Origin of the sequence: Allobosea sp. Tri-44 (assembly GCF_004123845.1) — a bacterium.
Classification (GTDB): Bacteria; Pseudomonadota; Alphaproteobacteria; order Rhizobiales; family Beijerinckiaceae; genus Allobosea.
In genome coordinates, this window is the sequence record NZ_NBDP01000018.1 from 1 (window position 1) to 17,576 (window position 17,576).

Here is a 17,576-nt window from a genome sequence, read left to right on the forward strand (position 1 = left end):
AAAGCCAAAGCTCGTCGCCATCATCGCGACGGCCCGAAAACTCGTCACGATCCTCAATGCCGTCATCCGGGACCAACAACCATGGCGCGAACAAGACGCTTGACCACCAAGACAGTCGCTCACCCCTACCCCTCTCCTTCCAGGAGAGGGGATCCCGCGCCTGCTTTTACAGCGGCAAACACGCCTGCTCCAACCAGGCTTTAGCCTCGCCCTCGACCAGCGGCGCGAGATTGCTCCAGACCTGCGCGTGATAGGCGTTGATCCAGGCGAGTTCGCCCTCATCGAGCAATGAGAGATCGATCAGCGCCTGCTCATAGGGGCACCAGGTCACCGTCTCGAAGCCGTACATGGTGCGCTCGGCGCCGGGGATCTGGCGCTCCTCGACGATGATCAGGTTCTCGATGCGGATGCCGTAGGCGCCCTCCTTGTAGTAGCCGGGCTCGTTCGAGAGGATCATGCCGGGCTCCAGCGGCGTGGTGCCGAGCTTGGAGAGGCGCTGCGGCCCCTCGTGCACCGAGAGATAGCTGCCGACGCCATGGCCGGTGCCATGGTCGAAATCGAGCCCGGCCTGCCAGAGCGGGGCACGGGCGAAGGCGTCGAGCTGGGCGCCGGACGTCCCTTTTGGAAAGACGGCACGCGAGATCGCGAGATGGCCCTTGAGCACGCGGGTGTAGCGGTCGCGCATCTCGGCCGTCGGCTCGCCGACCGCCATGGTCCGGGTGATGTCGGTGGTGCCGTCCTCGTATTGCCCGCCGGAATCGACCAGGAAGATGCCGGGCTCGATCCGGCGATTGCTCGCTTCGGTGACGCGGTAATGCGGCAGCGCCGCATTCGGGCCGGCGCCGGCGATGGTGATGAAGGAGACGTCGCGCAATTCGCCGGTCTTCAGCCGTTCGGCTTCGAGCGCGGCGACGGCATCGATTTCGGTCAGCCCGCCCTTGGGCGCCTCGCGCGCCAGCCAGGACAGGAAGCGGACGATGGCGGCGCCGTCGCGCAAATGCGCCTGCCGGCTGCCGTTCAGTTCGGCCTCGTTCTTCCTGGCCTTCATCAGGGCGATCGGGTCGACGCCAGCGTCCGGCGTGCCGCCGGCATCCTGGATCAGCATCGCGAGCGCCGAGGCTGCCGTGCTGGAATCGAGCCGGACCTTGGCCTTGGCCGCGCCGAGCGCCTTGAGCTGCTGTTCGAGCGCCTGCGGCGGGGCGATCTCGCCGAGCGCGCCGATGGCGTCGCCGGCCTCGTTGGTGATCTTCTCCGGCGCGAGGAAGACTGTCGGCCGGCCTTCGCGCGGCACGATGGCATAGCCGAGCGGCAGCGGCGTGTGCTCGACATCGCCGCCGCGGATGTTGAAGGTCCAGGCCAGCGCATGCGGGTCGGAGAGGACGAGCGCGTCGACCTTGGCCTTGGCGAGTTCCTTCTGGATGCGGGCGAGTTTGTCGGCGCTGCTCTCGCCGGCATAGGCGGCCGGATGCGCCTTGACCGCGGCGGTCGGCGGGGCAGGGCGGTCGCTCCAGAGCGCATCGATCGGGTTTGGCGTCACCGGTACGAGCATGCCGCCGGCTGCGGCGACGGCCTTCTCCAGCTTGGCGACGCCGTCGACGGTGTGGAGCCAGGGATCGTAGCCGAGCTTGCCGCCGGCCGGCAGGTTGGCCTCGACCCATTTGTCGAGCGGCGTCTCTTCCATCTTGGTCGGCGTCACCACCGCCGTATCGGTCTGCGCCGCCGACTGGATGGTGTAGCGGCCGTCGACGATCAGGGCCGCCTTATCTGCGAGCACGATGGCGTTGCCGGCCGAGCCGGTGAAGCCGGTGAGCCAGGCGAGGCGGGCCATATGGGCGGGGACATATTCGCCCTGGTGCTCATCGGCGCGCGGGATGATGAAGCCGTCGAGCCCCTGCCTGGCCAGGGCAGCGCGCAAGGCTGCGACGCGGGGCGCGACCTGCGACGGGTCGCTTGGCTCTAAGAAGGACTGGAAGCGGCAGGCGGTTTTCGATCGCGATTCGGTCATGTCGGGCTCTGAGGCTGGATTTCGGCCATGCTCGCCTCGGCGCCCCTGAAAGGCCAGTGCAAAACTGCCGTTTCGCCCCTGCTTTCGAAGCAGGCGCACATTGGCTCGCATTTGAGCGGGTTGCCTCTTGGCTATGCGAATTGCGCAGTCGTTAACAGTTTTTTGTTTCCGTTATGCGTTTCATGCATGTTGTGCATATGCGAACGTATCTTCTCGCAAGTGCGAAGAGGGCCCATTTTAGTCGCATAAGAGAACGAGGAAGCGACCGGGACTGTCCTTCGTGATCTGAGGAGAGACCCTATGACTTATGTGCTGAATTCCACCGATGTCCTTCCGGCCGCGACCCGCGCCGAGGCGACGGAAACCAAGACCGCCGGCCAGGGCTTCTGGCAGCGCCTCTATGCCGCGATGATCGAGAGCCGCCGCCGTTCCGCCCTGCGTGAGCTGCGCGCCCATAGCTATCTGGTGCGCGAGAGCGAGCTGGTGCTCGGCGGCTTCCCGGCGACGACGCTGAAAAGCGACGCCGAGCTGCCTTTCAACCGCTGAACGTCAAGCGCCGCAGGCCGCCAAAAGCGCCGCGCGCATCGAAAAAGGAACCAAAATCATGATCGCCATCATCAAGCACGCCTATGACGCCGTCGTCGACGCCGCCAAGTTCGCCGCCGCCGTCTGGCACGATGCCCGCGCCATGCAGGCGCAGGCCGAAGAGAAGTACGGCCACCTCGGCTTCTAAGCGGACATGGTGGCGAGACCCGCCGCCGTTCGCGAGAAGCAGTAGGCCTAGTAGAGGCGGCGCGGCCTGACGGCTGCGCCGCCTCTTTTCATGACCAAAGTCGCCCAGCCCTCCCGCGAGGTGCGCTGCGCCAGCGCCAACCCCTGATGGCGATAGGCCGAGACCACGCCGGCGACGTCCATCTCCAGCAATCCCGAGAGGATCACCGTGCCGTCATCCGACAAAGCGCGGGCGATCGCGGGCGCGAGCTTGCGCAGTGGGCCGGCGAGGATATTGGCGAAGATCAGGTCGAAATGACGCGGCCGGTTCGCCTTGGCGTGGCACAGGCCCGGCGCGACATAGAGGTCGAGCGCCTGCGGCGCGTGGTTGATCCTTGCATTGTGGGCGGAAACCTCAATCGCGATCGCGTCGATATCGCCGGCGACGACCTTGCGCTTGACCTGCTTGGCGAGCGCCAGCGCGAGGATGCCGGTACCGGTGCCGACATCGATGGCGTTGCGCGGCCGGCGCTTCTTCAATTCGGCGTCGAGCGCGAGCAGGCAGCCGGCGGTGGTGCCATGATGGCCGGTGCCGAAGGCGAGCGCCGCCGCGATCTCGATGGCGACATCGTTGATGCGCACCGCTTCGCGATCATGCGAACCGTGGACGAGGACGCGCCCGGCCCGCACCGGCTGCAGGCCTTCGAGGCTGGCTGCGACCCAGTCCTTCTGGTTGACCGTGGTGAAGGGCGTGGAATCGATGCTGTCGCCGACGATCGGGCGCAGCATGTCGCGAACCGCGTCCTCGTCCGGGTGCGTCGCGAAGTAGATCTCGACTTTCCATGGGGCGTTGAGCGAGAGCGTGGTGACGCCGGTCTCGACCTCGAAGGCCGAGACGGCGGTCTCGGTCGGGTCGAAGACCTCGCCGAGCAGCTCGGTCAAGGCTCGCGCCTTGTCGCCGCTGGTTTCGAGTTCGAGGACGGTCGCGACCGTCGATGGCAAGAGGCCTTCGCGCATGGCGGGGAATTAGCAGGGTGACGGCGGCTTGTCATTCGGTTGCCGCCGCCGTCATTGCGAGGAGCGCAGCGACGAAGCAATCCAGGCGTGGCAGAGCTCTACGCTTCCTGGATTGCTTCGCTGCGCTCGCAATGACGGCAGGTGTCAGCCGTGCTGCGCGTTCAGCTGGGCGAAGACCGCGGCGATCTGGCCGTTCTCGGCGGCGAAGCGCAGCGGCTTGCAGCGCTCGACGATGATCTCGCCGGATTCCGGCTGGCTTTCGAGCAGCGACATCACCTCGGCGGTGAATTCCGCCAGCGGCATCGCCATGGGATCGACCGCCTGTTGCGGGCCGAGCAGTTCGGTCTGGACGTAAGGCGGTGCGATCTCGATGACCTCGACCGATGTAGTCTTGAGCTGTTCGCGCAGCGCCATCGACCAGGAATGGATTGCCGCCTTGCTGGCGCTGTAGGTCGGCGTCGTCGCCAGCGGTACGAAGGCGAGGCCGGATGAGACGGTCAGGATCGCCGCGCGCTTCTGCTTGAGCAGATGCGGCAGCAACGCCGAAGTGAGCCGGATCGGCCCGAGCAGGTTGGTCGCGATCGTTTCCTCGGCGGTGGCGAGGACATCGCCAGCCGCGACGGCCTCGCTGCGCATGATGCCGGCATTGTGGATGACGACGTTCAGCGCCGGGAAGCTCTCGACCGCCTGCCTGGCGAAGGCCGCGACATCGTCCTTGTCCTGGATGTCGAGCAGGAGCGCTTCCATGCCCGGATTGGCTGATGTCACCTCGTTGAGCAGCGTCTCGCGCCGGCCGGCGATGACGACCTGGTTGCCGGCCTTGTGCAGGGCCTCGGCCAGCGCCCGGCCGATGCCGGAGCCGCCGCCGGTGATGAGGATGGTGTTGCCGGTGATGTTCATCGCAAATCCCTTTCCTGGTTGCGGAACATCAGCTGGCGTCGATACTCTTCAACGGAAAGAAGGCGCCCGAAAGTTCGATACGCACCAAAAGGAGAGTGTCGCAATGCATGCGATCCGCGAGGCGATGGCGACCATGCACAAGCGCAGCGAGGAGATCCCGCCGGTCTCGAAGGCGGTCGAATCGCTGGTGCGCCAGGTGATCGCGCAGGTCGCCGACAAGTGGACGATGCTGGTACTGGAGGCGCTGGAGGAGCACGGCACGCTGCGCTTCACCGAATGCGGGCGGATCGTAGGCGGCATCAGCCAGAAGATGCTGACCAAGACGCTGCGCGAGATGGAGCGCGATGGGCTGGTGGTCCGGACCGTCCATCCGGTGATCCCACCGCATGTCGACTACACGCTGACCGAGCTCGGCCGCGAGCTCAGCGCTGCGTTCTGCGGCGTCTGGACCTGGGCTGAGACCTATTACGGTGAGGTCTCGGCGGCGCGGCGGGCGTTCCGGGAGCGGGAGGAGGGGGCGTAAACCACCCTCTACTCATGTGAGCCCTCATCCTGAGGAGCGCCGTAGGCGCGTCTCGAAGGATGCTCCAGCTGGTTCCGGAGCCCTCTGAAGCATCCTTCGAGACGCGACCCTTGCGGGATCGCTCCTCAGGATGAGGGCTGAGTGGGCTATTCCGCAGCGGGCTGAAAAGCGAGCTGCGGCGCCGGAATGAGCGCGATCGCATGGGTGATCATATCGGCTGCAACTTCGGGATCGGTCTTCAACTCGCTCGGCGTGCGGGCGCGCGGGATCGCCTTGCCGTCCTCGACCATCGACTCGATCCAGAGTGCCAGAGCTTCCGGCGCATTCGCCATCGCTTGGTCCAGCGTGTCGCCGGCTGAGAAGCAGCCGGGTAGGTCCGGGAACCAGACACCGACGGCATGGTCGGGGCCGGCATCCTCGATGATGGCAACGTAATGGGTCATCTCAATCGCGCGGCCAGCCTGCCTGCTTATAGATCTTCAGCACGAGACCGGGTCCGAGGGCCTTCTTCGGATGCGGCACTGAGATATTGTCACGTACGCCGGACTTTTTGAAGACATGGTGTGAGCCGGCAACGCGCACGCATTCCCAGCCCTCGCGTTCGAGGCGACGAATGATGTCGGCGCTGTTGTTGAGCATCGGAACCTGCTGATTCGCATCGGACCCGATCCATATATCTTCAAACTCGGCTGAACTTAACAATGTTCCTGTTTTGTTCAAGGGAATAACGGGGTTGTCCCCGATCTCCGCTGCTTCCGTGAGTTTTATCCCGCCTTCTGCACGAAACTATCCAGCACCATCTTCCGACCAGCCTTGTCGAAATCGACGGTCAGCTTGTTGCCGTCGACACTCGCCACCGAGCCGGGGCCGAACTTGACGTGGAAGACACGGGCGCCGAGGTCGAAGGCGGAGGTGCCGGTCGATTTCGCCGTTAGCTCGCCCTCGATCAGCATGGGGCCGCGCTGGCGGCTGCCAAAGCCGGTTCCCTGGCCGAAGCCGCGCTGTCCGGCGTCGGAGAAACCCGAGCCGCCGCCAGAGTTGAACTTGGCCTTGTTCTCCTGCGCGCGCTGCCAGCCCGGTGTCTGGTATGACGAGCCGAAGCTTTCCATGCGTTCGAAGCGCGAGGCGCCGTAGCCGCCCTGGCTGTAGGCGGTGGGCGCCTGGACGACCTCGACATGCTCCTCCGGTAATTCGTCGATGAAGCGCGAGGGCAGGCTCGACTGCCAGAGGCCATGGATGCGGCGGTTCGAGGCGAAGAACAGTTTCAGCCGCTTGCGGGCTCGGGTCAGGCCGACATGGGCGAGGCGGCGCTCCTCTTCCAAGCCAGCGCGGCCATTCTCGTCGAGAGCGCGCTGGCTCGGGAAGAGCCCTTCCTCCCAGCCGGGCAGGAAGACGGTGTCGAATTCCAGCCCCTTGGCGGCGTGCAGCGTCATGATCGAGACGCGGGCACCGCCATCGCCGCTATCGGCGTCCATCACCAGCGAGACGTGTTCGAGGAAGGCTGGCAGATCGGGGAACTCGTCGAGCGAGCGCACCAGTTCCTTCAGGTTCTCCAGCCGACCGGCGGCGTCGGCCGAGCGGTCCTTCTGCCACATCTCGGTGTAGCCGCTTTCCTCCAGCACCAGCTCGGCGAGCTCGCCCTGCGGCATGGCTTCGGCACGTCCAGACCAGCGGGCGAAGGCCTCGACCAACTCGCGCAGGGAGGTGCGGGCCTTGGGCTTCAGTTCGTCGCTCTCGACCACGGCCCTGGCCGACTGCAGCAGCGAGAGACCGGTCGCCCGCGCATGGTTGTGCAGGATCTGGATCGTGGCGTCGCCCAGCCCGCGCTTGGGCACGTTGACGATGCGCTCGAAAGCGAGGTCGTCGGTCGGCGAGACCACACAGCGCAGATAGGCCATGGCGTCGCGGATCTCGGCGCGCTCGTAGAAGCGCGGGCCGCCGATGACGCGATACGGGACACCGACATGGACGAATCGCTCCTCGATCTCGCGCATCTGCGCGGAGATGCGCACGAGGATGGCGACCTCGGCGAGGTTCTCGCCCTTGGACTGCATCGCCTCGACCTCGTCGGAGATCAGGCGGGCTTCCTCCTGGCTGTCCCAGGCGCCGGTGATGGTGACCTTCTCGCCAGGCTCGTCCTCGGTGCGCAGCGTCTTGCCGAGGCGGCCCTCATTGCGGGCGATCAGCTTCGAGGCGGTCGCGAGAATATGGCCGGTCGAGCGGTAATTGCGTTCGAGCCGGACCACGGTCGCGCCGGGAAAATCGTGCTCGAAGCGCAGGATGTTGTCGACCTCGGCGCCGCGCCAGCCATAGATCGACTGGTCGTCGTCGCCGACGCAGGCGATGTTGCGGCGTCCCTGGGCGAGCAGGCGCAGCCAGAGATATTGGGCGACGTTGGTGTCCTGGTACTCGTCAACGAGGATGTAGCGGAAGCGCTCGTGATAGCTCGCGAGCACGTCGGGATGCTCGCGGAACAGCGTCAGGCAGTGCAGCAGGAGATCGCCGAAATCGACGGCGTTCAGGGTTTTCAGCCGGTCCTGATAGGCGGCGTAAAGCTTGCCGCCCTTGCCGGCCGCGAAGACGCCAGCCTCGCCCGGCGGCACGTCCTTGGGCGCAAGGCCGCGGTTCTTCCATGAGTCGATGAAGCCGGCCAGCATCCGGCCCGGCCAGCGCTTTTCGTCGATGCCTTCGGCCTGGATCACCTGCTTCATCAGACGGATCTGGTCGTCGGTGTCGAGGATGGTGAAGTCGGAGCGCAGGTCGAGCAATTCGGCATGGCGGCGCAGCAGCTTGGCCGAGATCGAGTGGAAGGTGCCGAGCCAGGGCATGCCCTCGGCGACCGGGCCGACCAGATGGGCGACGCGCTCCTTCATCTCGCGCGCCGCCTTGTTGGTGAAGGTCACCGACAGGATCTGCGAGGGGAAGGCGCGGTTCGTCGCGATCAGATGGGCGATGCGGGTGGTCAGCACGCGGGTCTTGCCGGTGCCGGCGCCGGCCAAGACCAGCACGGGGCCGTCGGTGGCCTCGACCGCCAGGCGCTGCTCCGGATTGAGCCCTTGCAGATAGCCGGCCGCCGGCTGCGCCGCCGCGCGCGATGCGAGGCCGCCGGGGCGGGGCAGGGGGGCGGAGGTGGTGTGGTCTGACACTGGTTTGGTTTGGGCCCGGCTTGCGTGATCGTGATTCGTTCACGGTCAATATAGGGAAGGCTCCGGCCGATTGCTCCCTCGCCGATCGGCGTATCGCTCCGCATGCGAGCGGGCCTCACCGACTTCGACAAGCGATAGCGTCCGGCTGCTTTTCCCGTTGCGTCCATTCGGGCAGGCATGCAATCGATGGTTGATGCCGTAAGGGGAGGTAACGATGATATTCAGAACGAATTTGATCGAGCGTCTCAATCGGGAATGGAATTTCTTCGGGAAAGACGAAGGAAAGAACGATAAATTCGTCGACGGCAAGCGGAAGGAGACCGTTGTCCCATACAGGGACCGCGTGGGTGACTATTGGCTAAGCATACCGACTGCGCAGTACAATTCTCTAGTGGCCAAATACGCGAAAAGCTACGGCAAGCTCGACGGTTCGATCGACATTGCGTGGTCGGCCGCCTTCATTTCCTACTGCATGCAGGCTGCCGGAGCCGGCAAGCAATTCCCCTATGACAGCGGCCATCAGAACTGGATGAAGCTATCGATCAAAAACCGCCTTGCCGACAAGCTGTCGGCGCCGTTGGTCGGGTATCGCGTCGACGAGTTCCCGCTCGAAGTCGGCGACCTGATCGGCGCGCCGCGCGAAGAGTTCAAGAACCTGACCTATGACCAGATACCGACCGCCGGCTGGTTCAAGAGTCATTCGGACGTGATCGTCGAAATCAACAAGCCCAAGAAGCGCGCCTATGTCATCGGCGGCAATGTCGGGCAGAGCGTTTCGAAGGTCGAGATCAAGATCGACGCCGATGGTCGTCTCGCCGACACGCAGCGGAATTGGGTCGTCCACATCCGCAACAATATCAAGACCAGCGACGTGCCCGTGGCTCTGACGGCAGAGGCCAAGGCTGGCGCCATGGTCGGCTGATCCGTCCGAGTTTGCCGGATTGTCGCGTCGGGTCTTCCGAGACGGTTGCGGGACCGTTCTGCCACCATCATTCAACATCGCCATCGACGGTATGCCCGGGCGGCCGTCATCGGTGGCGGGTTCGCAATTGCGGCGCGCCGGCTTAGTCTGGGGCAGATGGGAAGGGCGGTTCGCGGATCGGAAGGAAGGCCATGGCCCAGGCATCGCACGCTCATCAGGTCACCAACCAGGTGCCGCCGCTGGCCGATTACGACGCCTATGCCGCCGATCCGGTGCTGAAGGCGGTGATCGCCGCCTTCGACGCCGGCTGGGCCGATGAGCGGCTGCACGAGGCGGGGCGGACGGTCGGGGCGGCCGAGACGATCGAGATGGCGCGGCTCGCCAACCGGCATGGGCCGGAATTGCGCAGCCATGACCGCTTCGGCAACCGGCTCGATGAGATCGAGTTCCACCCGGCCTGGCACGCGCTGATGACCCGCGCCATCGGCCAGGAGACGCATGCGCTCGCCTGGAACCGGCCGGGACCGGGGGCGCAGGTGGCGCGGGCCGCCCTGCAATATCTCTGGTATGGCTGCGAGAGCGGCATCTGCTGCCCGATCTCGATGACCTATTCGGCGATCCCGGTGCTGAAGCAGGACCGAGCGCGCTGGGCCGAATGGGGCGCGCTGATCTCCTCGAAGACTTACGACAAGCGCCAAGGGCCTGCCGCGGGCAAGCTAGGGGCGACCGTCGGCATGGCGATGACCGAGACGCAGGGCGGCTCGGACCTCAGGCAGACCCAGACCATCGCCTATGACAATCGCGACGGCACCTATTCGCTGCATGGGCATAAATGGTTCTTCTCGGTGCCGCATTCCGACCTCTTCCTGACGCTGGCGCGCAATGAGGAGGGCATTTCCTGCTTCGTCGTGCCGGGCTGGCGGCCGGATGGTGAGCGCAATGGCATCGCGATCCAGCGCCTCAAGGACAAATGCGGCAACCGCTCGAACGCCTCCTCCGAGGTCGAGTTCAGGGGCGCGATCGGCCACATGCTCGGCGATCCCGGCAGGGGCCTGCGCACCGGCCTGTCGATGAACCACAATACGCGGCTCGATATCGCTGCGGCCTCGGCCGGGCTGATGCGGCAGGCGGTGATGCTCGCCGGCCATCATGCACAGCATCGCACCGCTTTCCAGCGCCAGCTGATCGATCAGCCGATCATGCAGAACGTCCTCGCGGATCTTGCCATCGAGGCGGAAGCCGCGGCCTGGCTCGCCTTCCGGCTCTTCGCCGCCGTCGACCGACAAGAGCAGTCGGAGAGCGAGAAGCTTCTGGCCCGGATCGGCGCGCCGCTGGCGAAATACTGGGTGGCCAAGCGCACGCCCGCCGTCGTGGTCGAGGCGCTGGAATGCCATGGCGGCAACGGCTTCATCGAGGAGAATCCGATGGCGCGGCACTATCGCGAGGCGCCGCTCAACTCGGTCTGGGAAGGTTCGGGCAACGTCATCTGCCTCGACGTGTTGCGCTCGCTCGAACGCGAGCCGGGTTCGCTGCAGGCGCTGCGCGCCGAGTTCCATGCGGTTTCAGGGCAGGACCGGCGCTATGACGCGGCGGTGCAGGCGCTGGACAACGACCTGCACGAGCTCATCCGTCATGAAGGCCAGGCACGCCTGCTGACCGAGCGGCTGGCGCTGATGCTGCAGGGCGCACTGCTGATCCGCCACGCGCCGCATGCGGTTGCCGACGCCTTTGTCGCGACGCGGCTCGGCGGGCATTGGTCGGGCCACTTCGGCGACCTGCCGCTGGCGGTCGATGCCGCGACGCTGGCGAGAAGGGCCGTGCCTGAGGTTTGAGGCTCGGACAGCGCGGGGGAACCCTCTCCTGGAAGGAGAGGGCAGGGTGAGGTGTAGGCCCTGTGACCAGTTCCGCGAGCGCCGACTGCGCGGTCGGGTTCAGGCCAACATTTCCAGTCCGAACACCTCACCCCTGCCCCTCTCCTTCCAGGAGAGGGGTTCCACGCGCTTCACTTCCTCTGAACGAGCGCGCTCAACCCGCTTCCGCCTCGAAATCCATCGCGACGCCGTTGATGCAGTACCGCAGGCCGGAGGGCGGTGGGCCGTCGGGGAAGACGTGGCCGAGATGGCCGCCGCAATTGGCGCAGTGGACCTCGACCCGGCGCATGCCGAAGCTGCCGTCCTCGCTCTCCTCGACTGCGCCCTCGAGCGGCTGGTCGAAGCTCGGCCAGCCGGTGCCGCTCTCGAATTTCTTGTGCGACCTGAACAGCTTCTGGCCGCAGCCGGCGCAGGAGAAGGTGCCAGCGCGCTTCTCGAAATTCAGCGCGCAGGAGCCGGCCCGCTCGGTGCCGTGGCCGCGCAGGACGCGGTACTGCTCCGCCGTCAGCTTCTCGCGCCACTCGGCATCGCTGAGCTGGAAGGGGAAGTCGCGCTCCGGCTTTTCGGTTTTGGCAAACAGATCCATCAGGCCCATGCGAGGCTCCTTTGCGCTGTCTTGTCGGGATTGTCGCGCAGGATATGGGGATTTGTCTTCCTGATTTCATCCTCACGCAACGCGGCCTGTTTCACGTTTGCGTTCGGCAGCGACCAGTCTCTTCTCGGCCCGCCTGCCGCGTCACCCAACCGTCACGCGACTCCTCTAGTCGGCTCGCCATCGCAACGGGCGCAGACGAGGGGCCTCGTGACGCAGACGATCCGCGCGGTAAAGCGCACGACCAATCTCGGCCTGACCACCGCTGTTCATCGCAGCAAGCCTCTTTCGCGTGCCGGCCTGCTCGAACGGATGTTCACGCTCGCCTTCTCCGGCCTGGTCTATCCGCAGATCTGGGAAGACCCGGTCGTGGACATGGAGGCGCTGGCGCTGCAGCCCGACGACCATCTCGTCGCGATCGCTTCCGGCTCCTGCAACATCCTCTCCTATCTCACCGCCGATCCGGCGAAGATCAGTGCGATCGACCTCAACGGCGCCCATATCGCGCTCGGGCATCTCAAGCTCGCAGCGCTGGCCGAGATCGACGATCACGCGATTTTCCGCCGCTTCTTCGGGCAGGCGCAATCGAAGGCCAATGTCGAGACCTATGACCAACTGATCGCGCCGCGGCTCGACGCGGTCAGCCGGGCTTATTGGGAGGGGCGCAACCTCGTCGGCCGACGCCGGATCGAACTTTTCGCCCGCAATTTCTATCGCTATGGCCTGCTCGGCCGCTTCATCGGCACAGGGCATTTCCTCGCCCGACGGCTCGGCTGCGATCCCAAGGTGATGCTGCAGGCAAAGACGATGGAGGAGCAGCGGGCACTGTTCGAGCGGCATCTGGCGCCGGTCTTCGACAAGAAGCTGGTGCGCTGGCTGGTGCGCCAGCCGGCCTCGCTCTACGGGCTCGGCATCCCGCCGGCGCAGTACAAGGCGCTCGCCGCTGATGGCGATGCCGGCATCCGCGGGGTCCTGCGCCACCGGCTGGAGCGGCTCGCCTGCGGCTTCGACCTCAAGACCAATTATTTCGCCTGGCAGGCCTTCGGGCGCAGCTACGGGCCGGAGCCGGATGCGGCGGTACCGCCCTATCTGGAGAGTGCCAATTTCGAGACGGTGAAGGCCCGCGCCGGTCGCGTTGCCTATCATCAGAGCGCGATCACCGCCTTCCTCGAACAGCAGCCGGCCGAGAGCTGCAACGGCTTCGTGCTGCTCGATGCGCAGGATTGGATGAACGATTCCGAGCTTACGGCTTTGTGGACGCAGATCACCCGCAGCGCTGCGCCGGGCGCACGGGTGATCTTCCGCACCGCCGCCGATGAGCGGCTACTGCCCGGCCGGGTGCCGGAGGCGATCCTGTCGCAATGGCACTATGACGAGGCGCGCAGCCGCGAACTCGGTGCCCGCGACCGCTCCTCTATCTACGGCGCCTTCCATCTCTATCTCCGCAGGACGGCCGCGTGAGCGCGGTCGAGGGCAGGCAGGATGCCGCCGGTCTGATGGACCGGATGTACCGCTTCCAGCGGCACATCTACGACGCGACCCGGAAGTTCTATTTGCTCGGCCGCGACGGGCTGATCGCCGGGTTGAAGCCGCCGCTGGGCGGGGCCGTGCTGGAGATCGGCTGTGGCACCGGGCGCAACCTGATCAAGATCGCCCAGCGCTACCCCCATACGCTCTGTTACGGGCTCGACGTCTCTGAGGAGATGTTGCGCACGGCGCGTGAGCAGGTGGCGAAGGCCGGGCTGTCCGAGCGCATCGTACTGGCACAGGCCGACGCGACGAGTTTCGACCCGCAGGCGCTGTTCGGCCGCGCCGGCTTCGAACGGGTGGTGATCTCCTATGCGCTCTCGATGATCCCGCCCTGGCGCGAGGCGCTCGCCGAGGCGCTGCGCGTCGTCGCGCCGGGCGGCTCGCTGCACATCGTCGATTTCGGCGATCAGGCGCATCTGCCCGGCCCGTTCAAGGCGGTGCTCAACCGCTGGCTGGCGCTGTTCCACGTCACACCGCGCAAGGATTTCGATGCGGTCTTGACCGAGCTCTGCGCCGAGGCCGGCGTCATCGGCGGCACCACGCGGTTGTTTGGCGGATATAGCGTGCAGGCCGTGGCGATCAGGCCGGCTTGAGCGCCGGGGCTGGACGCCGGCGCTGCCGCGCTGCTACGCCAGCAGGATGAGCGAGACCGCCGACCGTGACGAGAGCAGCGACGGACCTCCTTCGTTGCGCGATCGGCTTCGGCAGCTCTATCACGGGTGGACCCCGGCGGCGCTGCGCTTCCAGGTCGCGACGCTGATCGTCGACCTCCTGATCATCGGCTTCTTCATCGCAACGCCGCTGCTGCGCGATCGGCCGGAATTCCTCTGGCTCGACTATGCGGTCGCTGCAATCGTCGCCGCCGAGATCGCCGCGCGCTTCCTCGCTTCTTCGAACATGCTGCGGCTGCTGCGGCAGCCCACCATGCTGCTCGACCTCTTCATCCTGGCGACGCTGCTGGCGCCGCAATGGCTGGAGAATTTCGGCTTCCTGCGAATCCTGAGGCTCTGGTCGCTGTCGCAGCGCGGGTTGATCTGGGCGCAGCTGCGGCAGACGCGTTTCCGCGACTGGGAGGACGTCGCCAAGGCTCTGGTCAACCTCGCGACCTTCCTCTTCGTCGTCAGCGGCTTCGTCTACACCTTCTTCTTCATGAGCCGGCCCGGGCTCGAGGGCTATGTCGAGGCCCTCTATTTCACCGTCGCGACGGTGACGACGACCGGTTTCGGCGACATCACCCTGCCTGGGATCGCCGGCAAGCTGACCTCGATCGTGGTGATGATCATCGGCATCTCGCTGTTCGTGCGGCTGGCGCAGGCTGTCTTCCGGCCGCACAAGGTGACCTTCCCCTGTCCGGAATGTGCCCTGCAGCGCCACGAGCCCGATGCCGTGCACTGCAAGGCCTGCGGCCACCTCTTGAAGATACCGGACGACGACGAATAAGCGGCCGGCGTTGGTTCGGCAGCCTCGATGCCCGGCGGAAGAGGGGTGCTGACACGAGCGAACCACCTCGACGCCTAGAGGGATGTTCGGCCTTCCCGTCAGATTGGGAGCTATAGAGCAGCGATGGCGCCGGTTAAGGTCGATCCTGAAAAGGTGCGAGAATTCGAGGATGCCTCAAGTTTCTACGCGTGGCTTGGCGAGCACCATGCCCATGCGGACGAAGTCTGGATCAAGATCCACAAGCTCTCGTCGGGCTTGCCGTCGATCACGCCCAAGGAAGCGATCGACGTCGTGCTCTGCTGGGGCTGGATCGATGGCGTCAAGAAGGGGCTCGACGAGCGGAGCTATCTGCAACGCTACACGCCGAGGACCACCAAGAGCATCTGGAGCCAGATCAATGTCGACAATGTCGCCCGTCTGATCACAGAAGGGCGAATGACCGCTCATGGCCTGGAACAAGCCGATGCAGCCAAGGCCGACGGCCGATGGGCCCGCGCCTATGGCGCCGGCCGGAACATGAAGATCCCTGACGATTTTCAAGCTGCGATCGATGCCGAGCCCTTGGCGAAGGCGATGCTCGCCAGGCTGAGCGAACAGAACCGCTTTGCGCTCGCCTTCCGCGTCCACAATCTCAAGACGGAAGCCGCCAGACAGAGAAAGATCGCGGCCTTCGTCGAGATGCTGAAGCGCGGCGAGACAATCTATCCGCAGCGCCAGGTCCCGGGTGGGACTGCAAATCCGGCCTAGTGCCGCGTCTCGGTCTCGCGTTCGGCCTCCGGCGCGCCGAGCGTGATCGCGCTCTTCTCCGGCATGCCGATCATCCGGCCGACCGTGGCCGGGCGGGGCATCTGCGCATGCGCCGCCTTCATGATCGCGAGATTGGCGAGGATGTCGGCGGGGAAGGGCGTGACCTTGCGGTTGGTCATGTCGACATGCAGGGAGAGGTTCTCGGAGGTCGCGGCGAGCCAGCCTTCGCTGGCATGGCGCATTTCGAGATAGTAGTGCAGGCGCTTGTCATCGAAGGCGATGAGTTGCGCGGTGACGCGAACCATGTCGCCTTCCGTCAATTCGCGCTTGTAGAGCACATGGCATTCGGCGGCGAAGAACGAGGCCTTTCGGGCCTCGATATAGTCCTGGTTGAGGCCGACCAGCGCAAAGACCTCGTCGACCGCACGGTCGAACAGGACATGGTAATAGGCCATGTTGAGATGGCCGTTATAGTCGATCCATTGCGGCTCGACCCGCATCGGGGACGAGACGAAGGGAGCGAAGAACAGGGCGGTCGTGCGAATTTCGTTCGGCATCGGCGCCTCCTTTCGTCCTTTGTCTCGTCGATGCGTGGGCGGCTCTGCGCCGCAGGCTCTTGCCGGCGCGGAAACGGCGCGTGAAAACAACACAAGCCGCTACTCCAGGGCCGAACCATTCCAGACTAGGCGAAGTTCTCCAGCCATGACAATGCCTTCAACCGTTTCAGTGCCTCAGCCCACCTCTGCTCGTACTGCAGAGCTGCCGCCGTCGTCGCAGGCCATCGCTGCATTGACGCAGGAACTCGCGGCGCTGTTCGGCAACCGGCTCGTCACCAGCCTCGCGGTCCGGCAGCAGCATGGCCATACGCTGACCTGGATCCCGAACCAGCCACCGGATGCAGTCGTCTATCCCGAGAGCACCGAAGAGGTGGCCTCGATTGTGAAACTCTGCGCCGGATACGGGGTTCCCGTCATCGCTTTCGGCACGGGAACGTCGCTTGAGGGGCATGTCAACGCGCCCTTCGGCGGCGTGTGCATCGACATGTCGCAGATGAAGCGCGTGCTTGCCGTCCATGCCGAGGACCTCGACTGCACGGTCGAGGCCGGCGTCACCCGCAAGGAGCTGAACGAGCATCTGCGCGACCAGGGCCTGTTCTTCCCGATCGATCCCGGTGCGGATGCCTCGATCGGCGGCATGGCGGCGACGCGCGCCTCTGGCACCAATGCCGTTCGCTACGGCACGATGAAGGACAATGTCATCGCGCTGACCGCGGTGATGGCCGATGGCGCGATCGTCAAGACTGCGAGCCGGGCGCGCAAATCCTCGGCCGGCTACGATCTCACCCGCCTTCTCGTCGGTTCGGAAGGCACGCTCGGCATCATTACCGAGGTGACGCTGAAGCTGCACGGCATTCCCGAGGCGGTCTCGGCCGGCGTCTGCTCCTTCCCCTCGGTGAAGGCGGCCTGCGATACGACGATCATGACGATCCAGTCCGGCCTGCCGATAGCGCGGATCGAGCTGGTCGACGATGTGATGATGCGCGGCGTCAACCTGCACTCCAAGCTCGGCCTGCCGGAGACGACGATGCTGTTCGTCGAGTTCCACGGCTCGGAAGAGGGCGTGAATGAACAGGCCGAGCGCTTCGGCGAGATTGCAGCGGAGTTCGGCGGCGGCGCGTTCGACTGGGCGACCAGGCCGGAGGATCGCTCGAAGCTGTGGCAGGCCCGGCACGACGCCTATTGGGCGGCGCGGGCGCTGCGCCCCGGGGCGGAATCGGTCGCGACCGATGTCTGCGTGCCGATCTCGCGGCTGGCGGAGTGCGTCGACGAGACCAAGCGCGACATCGAGGCGTCGGGGCTGATCGCGCCGATCGTCGGCCATGTCGGCGACGGCAATTTCCATACCCAGCCGCTGGTCGACCTCGCCGATCCCGACGAGATCGCGCGCTGCGAGGCCTTCATCGACCGGCTGGTCAAGCGGGCGCTCGCCATGGGCGGGACCTGCACTGGTGAGCACGGCGTCGGCCAGAAGAAGATGAAGTATCTCGAGATCGAGCATAGCCCGGCGGCGCTCGCGGTGATGCGGCTGATCAAGCGCTCGCTCGACCCGCAGAACATCCTCAATCCCGGCAAGATCATCGCCTTGTGACATCCAGCCGCGCTCTCAGGCGGT

General features: G+C 65.6%; 18 protein-coding genes and 1 pseudogene. 11 read left to right on the forward strand and 8 right to left on the reverse strand.

The genetic code is table 11. The annotated features are described in order from the left end of the window. A pseudogene (locus B6S44_RS11790) lies at positions 1-103 on the forward strand (IS110 family transposase); the annotation flags it as partial. 63 nt (positions 104-166) lie between these two features. Here the strand turns inward: B6S44_RS11790 and B6S44_RS11795 are convergent. Next, positions 167-2,005 (reverse strand): aminopeptidase P family protein, encoded by a 1,839-nt coding sequence (locus B6S44_RS11795; RefSeq protein WP_129157093.1) that lies wholly within the window; start codon positions 2,003-2,005, stop codon positions 167-169. A gap of 300 nt (positions 2,006-2,305) precedes the next feature. On the opposite strand from B6S44_RS11795, the gene B6S44_RS11800 reads away from it, so the two are divergent. Both B6S44_RS11800 and B6S44_RS30055 read left to right on the forward strand, forming a co-directional pair. Further along, positions 2,306-2,551, forward strand: a complete 246-nt coding sequence (locus B6S44_RS11800) for a hypothetical protein (RefSeq protein ID WP_129157094.1) — start codon at positions 2,306-2,308, stop codon at positions 2,549-2,551. A 58-nt stretch (positions 2,552-2,609) separates the two neighbouring features. Next, entirely contained in the window at positions 2,610-2,738 is a 129-nt protein-coding gene (locus tag B6S44_RS30055) for a hypothetical protein (protein WP_282568180.1), read from the forward strand. Positions 2,739-2,785: 47 nt separating this feature from the next. On the opposite strand, the gene B6S44_RS11805 is transcribed toward B6S44_RS30055, so the two are convergent. Both B6S44_RS11805 and B6S44_RS11810 read right to left on the reverse strand, forming a co-directional pair. Then, the gene (locus B6S44_RS11805; RefSeq protein WP_129157095.1) at positions 2,786-3,733 is read right to left on the reverse strand and encodes a 50S ribosomal protein L11 methyltransferase; all 948 of its coding nucleotides are present in this window, start codon (positions 3,731-3,733) and stop codon (positions 2,786-2,788) included. Between the two features lie 144 nt (positions 3,734-3,877). Continuing rightward, the gene (locus tag B6S44_RS11810) at positions 3,878-4,633 is read right to left on the reverse strand and encodes an SDR family oxidoreductase (protein WP_129157096.1); all 756 of its coding nucleotides are present in this window, start codon (positions 4,631-4,633) and stop codon (positions 3,878-3,880) included. Between the two features lie 124 nt (positions 4,634-4,757). Here B6S44_RS11810 and B6S44_RS11815 point away from each other — a divergent pair, with 124 nt between their 5' ends. Beyond that, entirely contained in the window at positions 4,758-5,156 is a 399-nt protein-coding gene (locus tag B6S44_RS11815) for a winged helix-turn-helix transcriptional regulator (protein WP_248309570.1), read from the forward strand. Positions 5,157-5,302: 146 nt separating this feature from the next. Here the strand turns inward: B6S44_RS11815 and B6S44_RS11820 are convergent, their stop codons facing one another. The 3 genes from B6S44_RS11820 to B6S44_RS11830 form a co-directional block, all read right to left on the reverse strand. Continuing rightward, the gene (locus B6S44_RS11820) at positions 5,303-5,599 is read right to left on the reverse strand and encodes a type II toxin-antitoxin system HicB family antitoxin (RefSeq protein ID WP_129157098.1); all 297 of its coding nucleotides are present in this window, start codon (positions 5,597-5,599) and stop codon (positions 5,303-5,305) included. A gap of 1 nt (position 5,600) precedes the next feature. Continuing rightward, entirely contained in the window at positions 5,601-5,795 is a 195-nt protein-coding gene (locus B6S44_RS11825; RefSeq protein ID WP_129157099.1) for a type II toxin-antitoxin system HicA family toxin, read from the reverse strand. Between the two features lie 125 nt (positions 5,796-5,920). Then, positions 5,921-8,302 carry an ATP-dependent helicase gene (locus tag B6S44_RS11830; protein ID WP_129157100.1) on the reverse strand — a complete coding sequence of 794 codons (2,382 nt, stop codon included), beginning with the start codon at positions 8,300-8,302 and terminating at the stop codon, positions 5,921-5,923. Positions 8,303-8,534: 232 nt separating this feature from the next. Here B6S44_RS11830 and B6S44_RS11835 point away from each other — a divergent pair, with 232 nt between their 5' ends. Both B6S44_RS11835 and B6S44_RS11840 read left to right on the forward strand, forming a co-directional pair. After that, positions 8,535-9,224, forward strand: coding sequence for a DUF2272 domain-containing protein (locus B6S44_RS11835; RefSeq protein WP_164985800.1), 690 nt, complete (start codon positions 8,535-8,537; stop codon positions 9,222-9,224). Positions 9,225-9,415: 191 nt separating this feature from the next. Beyond that, positions 9,416-11,056 (forward strand): acyl-CoA dehydrogenase family protein, encoded by a 1,641-nt coding sequence (locus B6S44_RS11840; protein ID WP_129157102.1) that lies wholly within the window; start codon positions 9,416-9,418, stop codon positions 11,054-11,056. Between the two features lie 193 nt (positions 11,057-11,249). Here B6S44_RS11840 and msrB read toward each other — a convergent pair whose 3' ends face one another. Next, a complete protein-coding gene (gene msrB / locus B6S44_RS11845; protein ID WP_129157187.1) occupies positions 11,250-11,681 on the reverse strand; it encodes a peptide-methionine (R)-S-oxide reductase MsrB in 432 nt (143 codons plus the stop codon). A 216-nt stretch (positions 11,682-11,897) separates the two neighbouring features. Here msrB and B6S44_RS11850 point away from each other — a divergent pair, with 216 nt between their 5' ends. From B6S44_RS11850 to B6S44_RS11865, 4 genes are all read left to right on the forward strand, one after another. Next, a complete protein-coding gene (locus tag B6S44_RS11850; protein ID WP_206735138.1) occupies positions 11,898-13,148 on the forward strand; it encodes a BtaA family protein in 1,251 nt (416 codons plus the stop codon). Beyond that, positions 13,145-13,810: a class I SAM-dependent methyltransferase gene (locus tag B6S44_RS11855; RefSeq protein ID WP_465246106.1), complete on the forward strand. Its 666-nt coding sequence runs from the start codon at positions 13,145-13,147 to the stop codon at positions 13,808-13,810. The genes B6S44_RS11850 and B6S44_RS11855 overlap by 4 nt, the downstream gene beginning before the upstream one ends. A 46-nt stretch (positions 13,811-13,856) precedes the next feature. After that, a complete protein-coding gene (locus B6S44_RS11860; protein WP_129157103.1) occupies positions 13,857-14,657 on the forward strand; it encodes a potassium channel family protein in 801 nt (266 codons plus the stop codon). 123 nt (positions 14,658-14,780) lie between these two features. Next, positions 14,781-15,404, forward strand: a complete 624-nt coding sequence (locus B6S44_RS11865; protein ID WP_129157104.1) for a YdeI/OmpD-associated family protein — start codon at positions 14,781-14,783, stop codon at positions 15,402-15,404. Here the strand turns inward: B6S44_RS11865 and B6S44_RS11870 are convergent. Continuing rightward, complete coding sequence (locus B6S44_RS11870) at positions 15,401-15,961, reverse strand: thioesterase family protein (protein ID WP_129157105.1); 561 nt, start codon at positions 15,959-15,961, stop codon at positions 15,401-15,403. The genes B6S44_RS11865 and B6S44_RS11870 overlap by 4 nt on opposite strands. A 151-nt stretch (positions 15,962-16,112) precedes the next feature. Here B6S44_RS11870 and B6S44_RS11875 point away from each other — a divergent pair, with 151 nt between their 5' ends. After that, positions 16,113-17,552 (forward strand): FAD-binding oxidoreductase, encoded by a 1,440-nt coding sequence (locus B6S44_RS11875; RefSeq protein WP_129157190.1) that lies wholly within the window; start codon positions 16,113-16,115, stop codon positions 17,550-17,552. Positions 17,553-17,576: the final 24 nt, after the last annotated feature.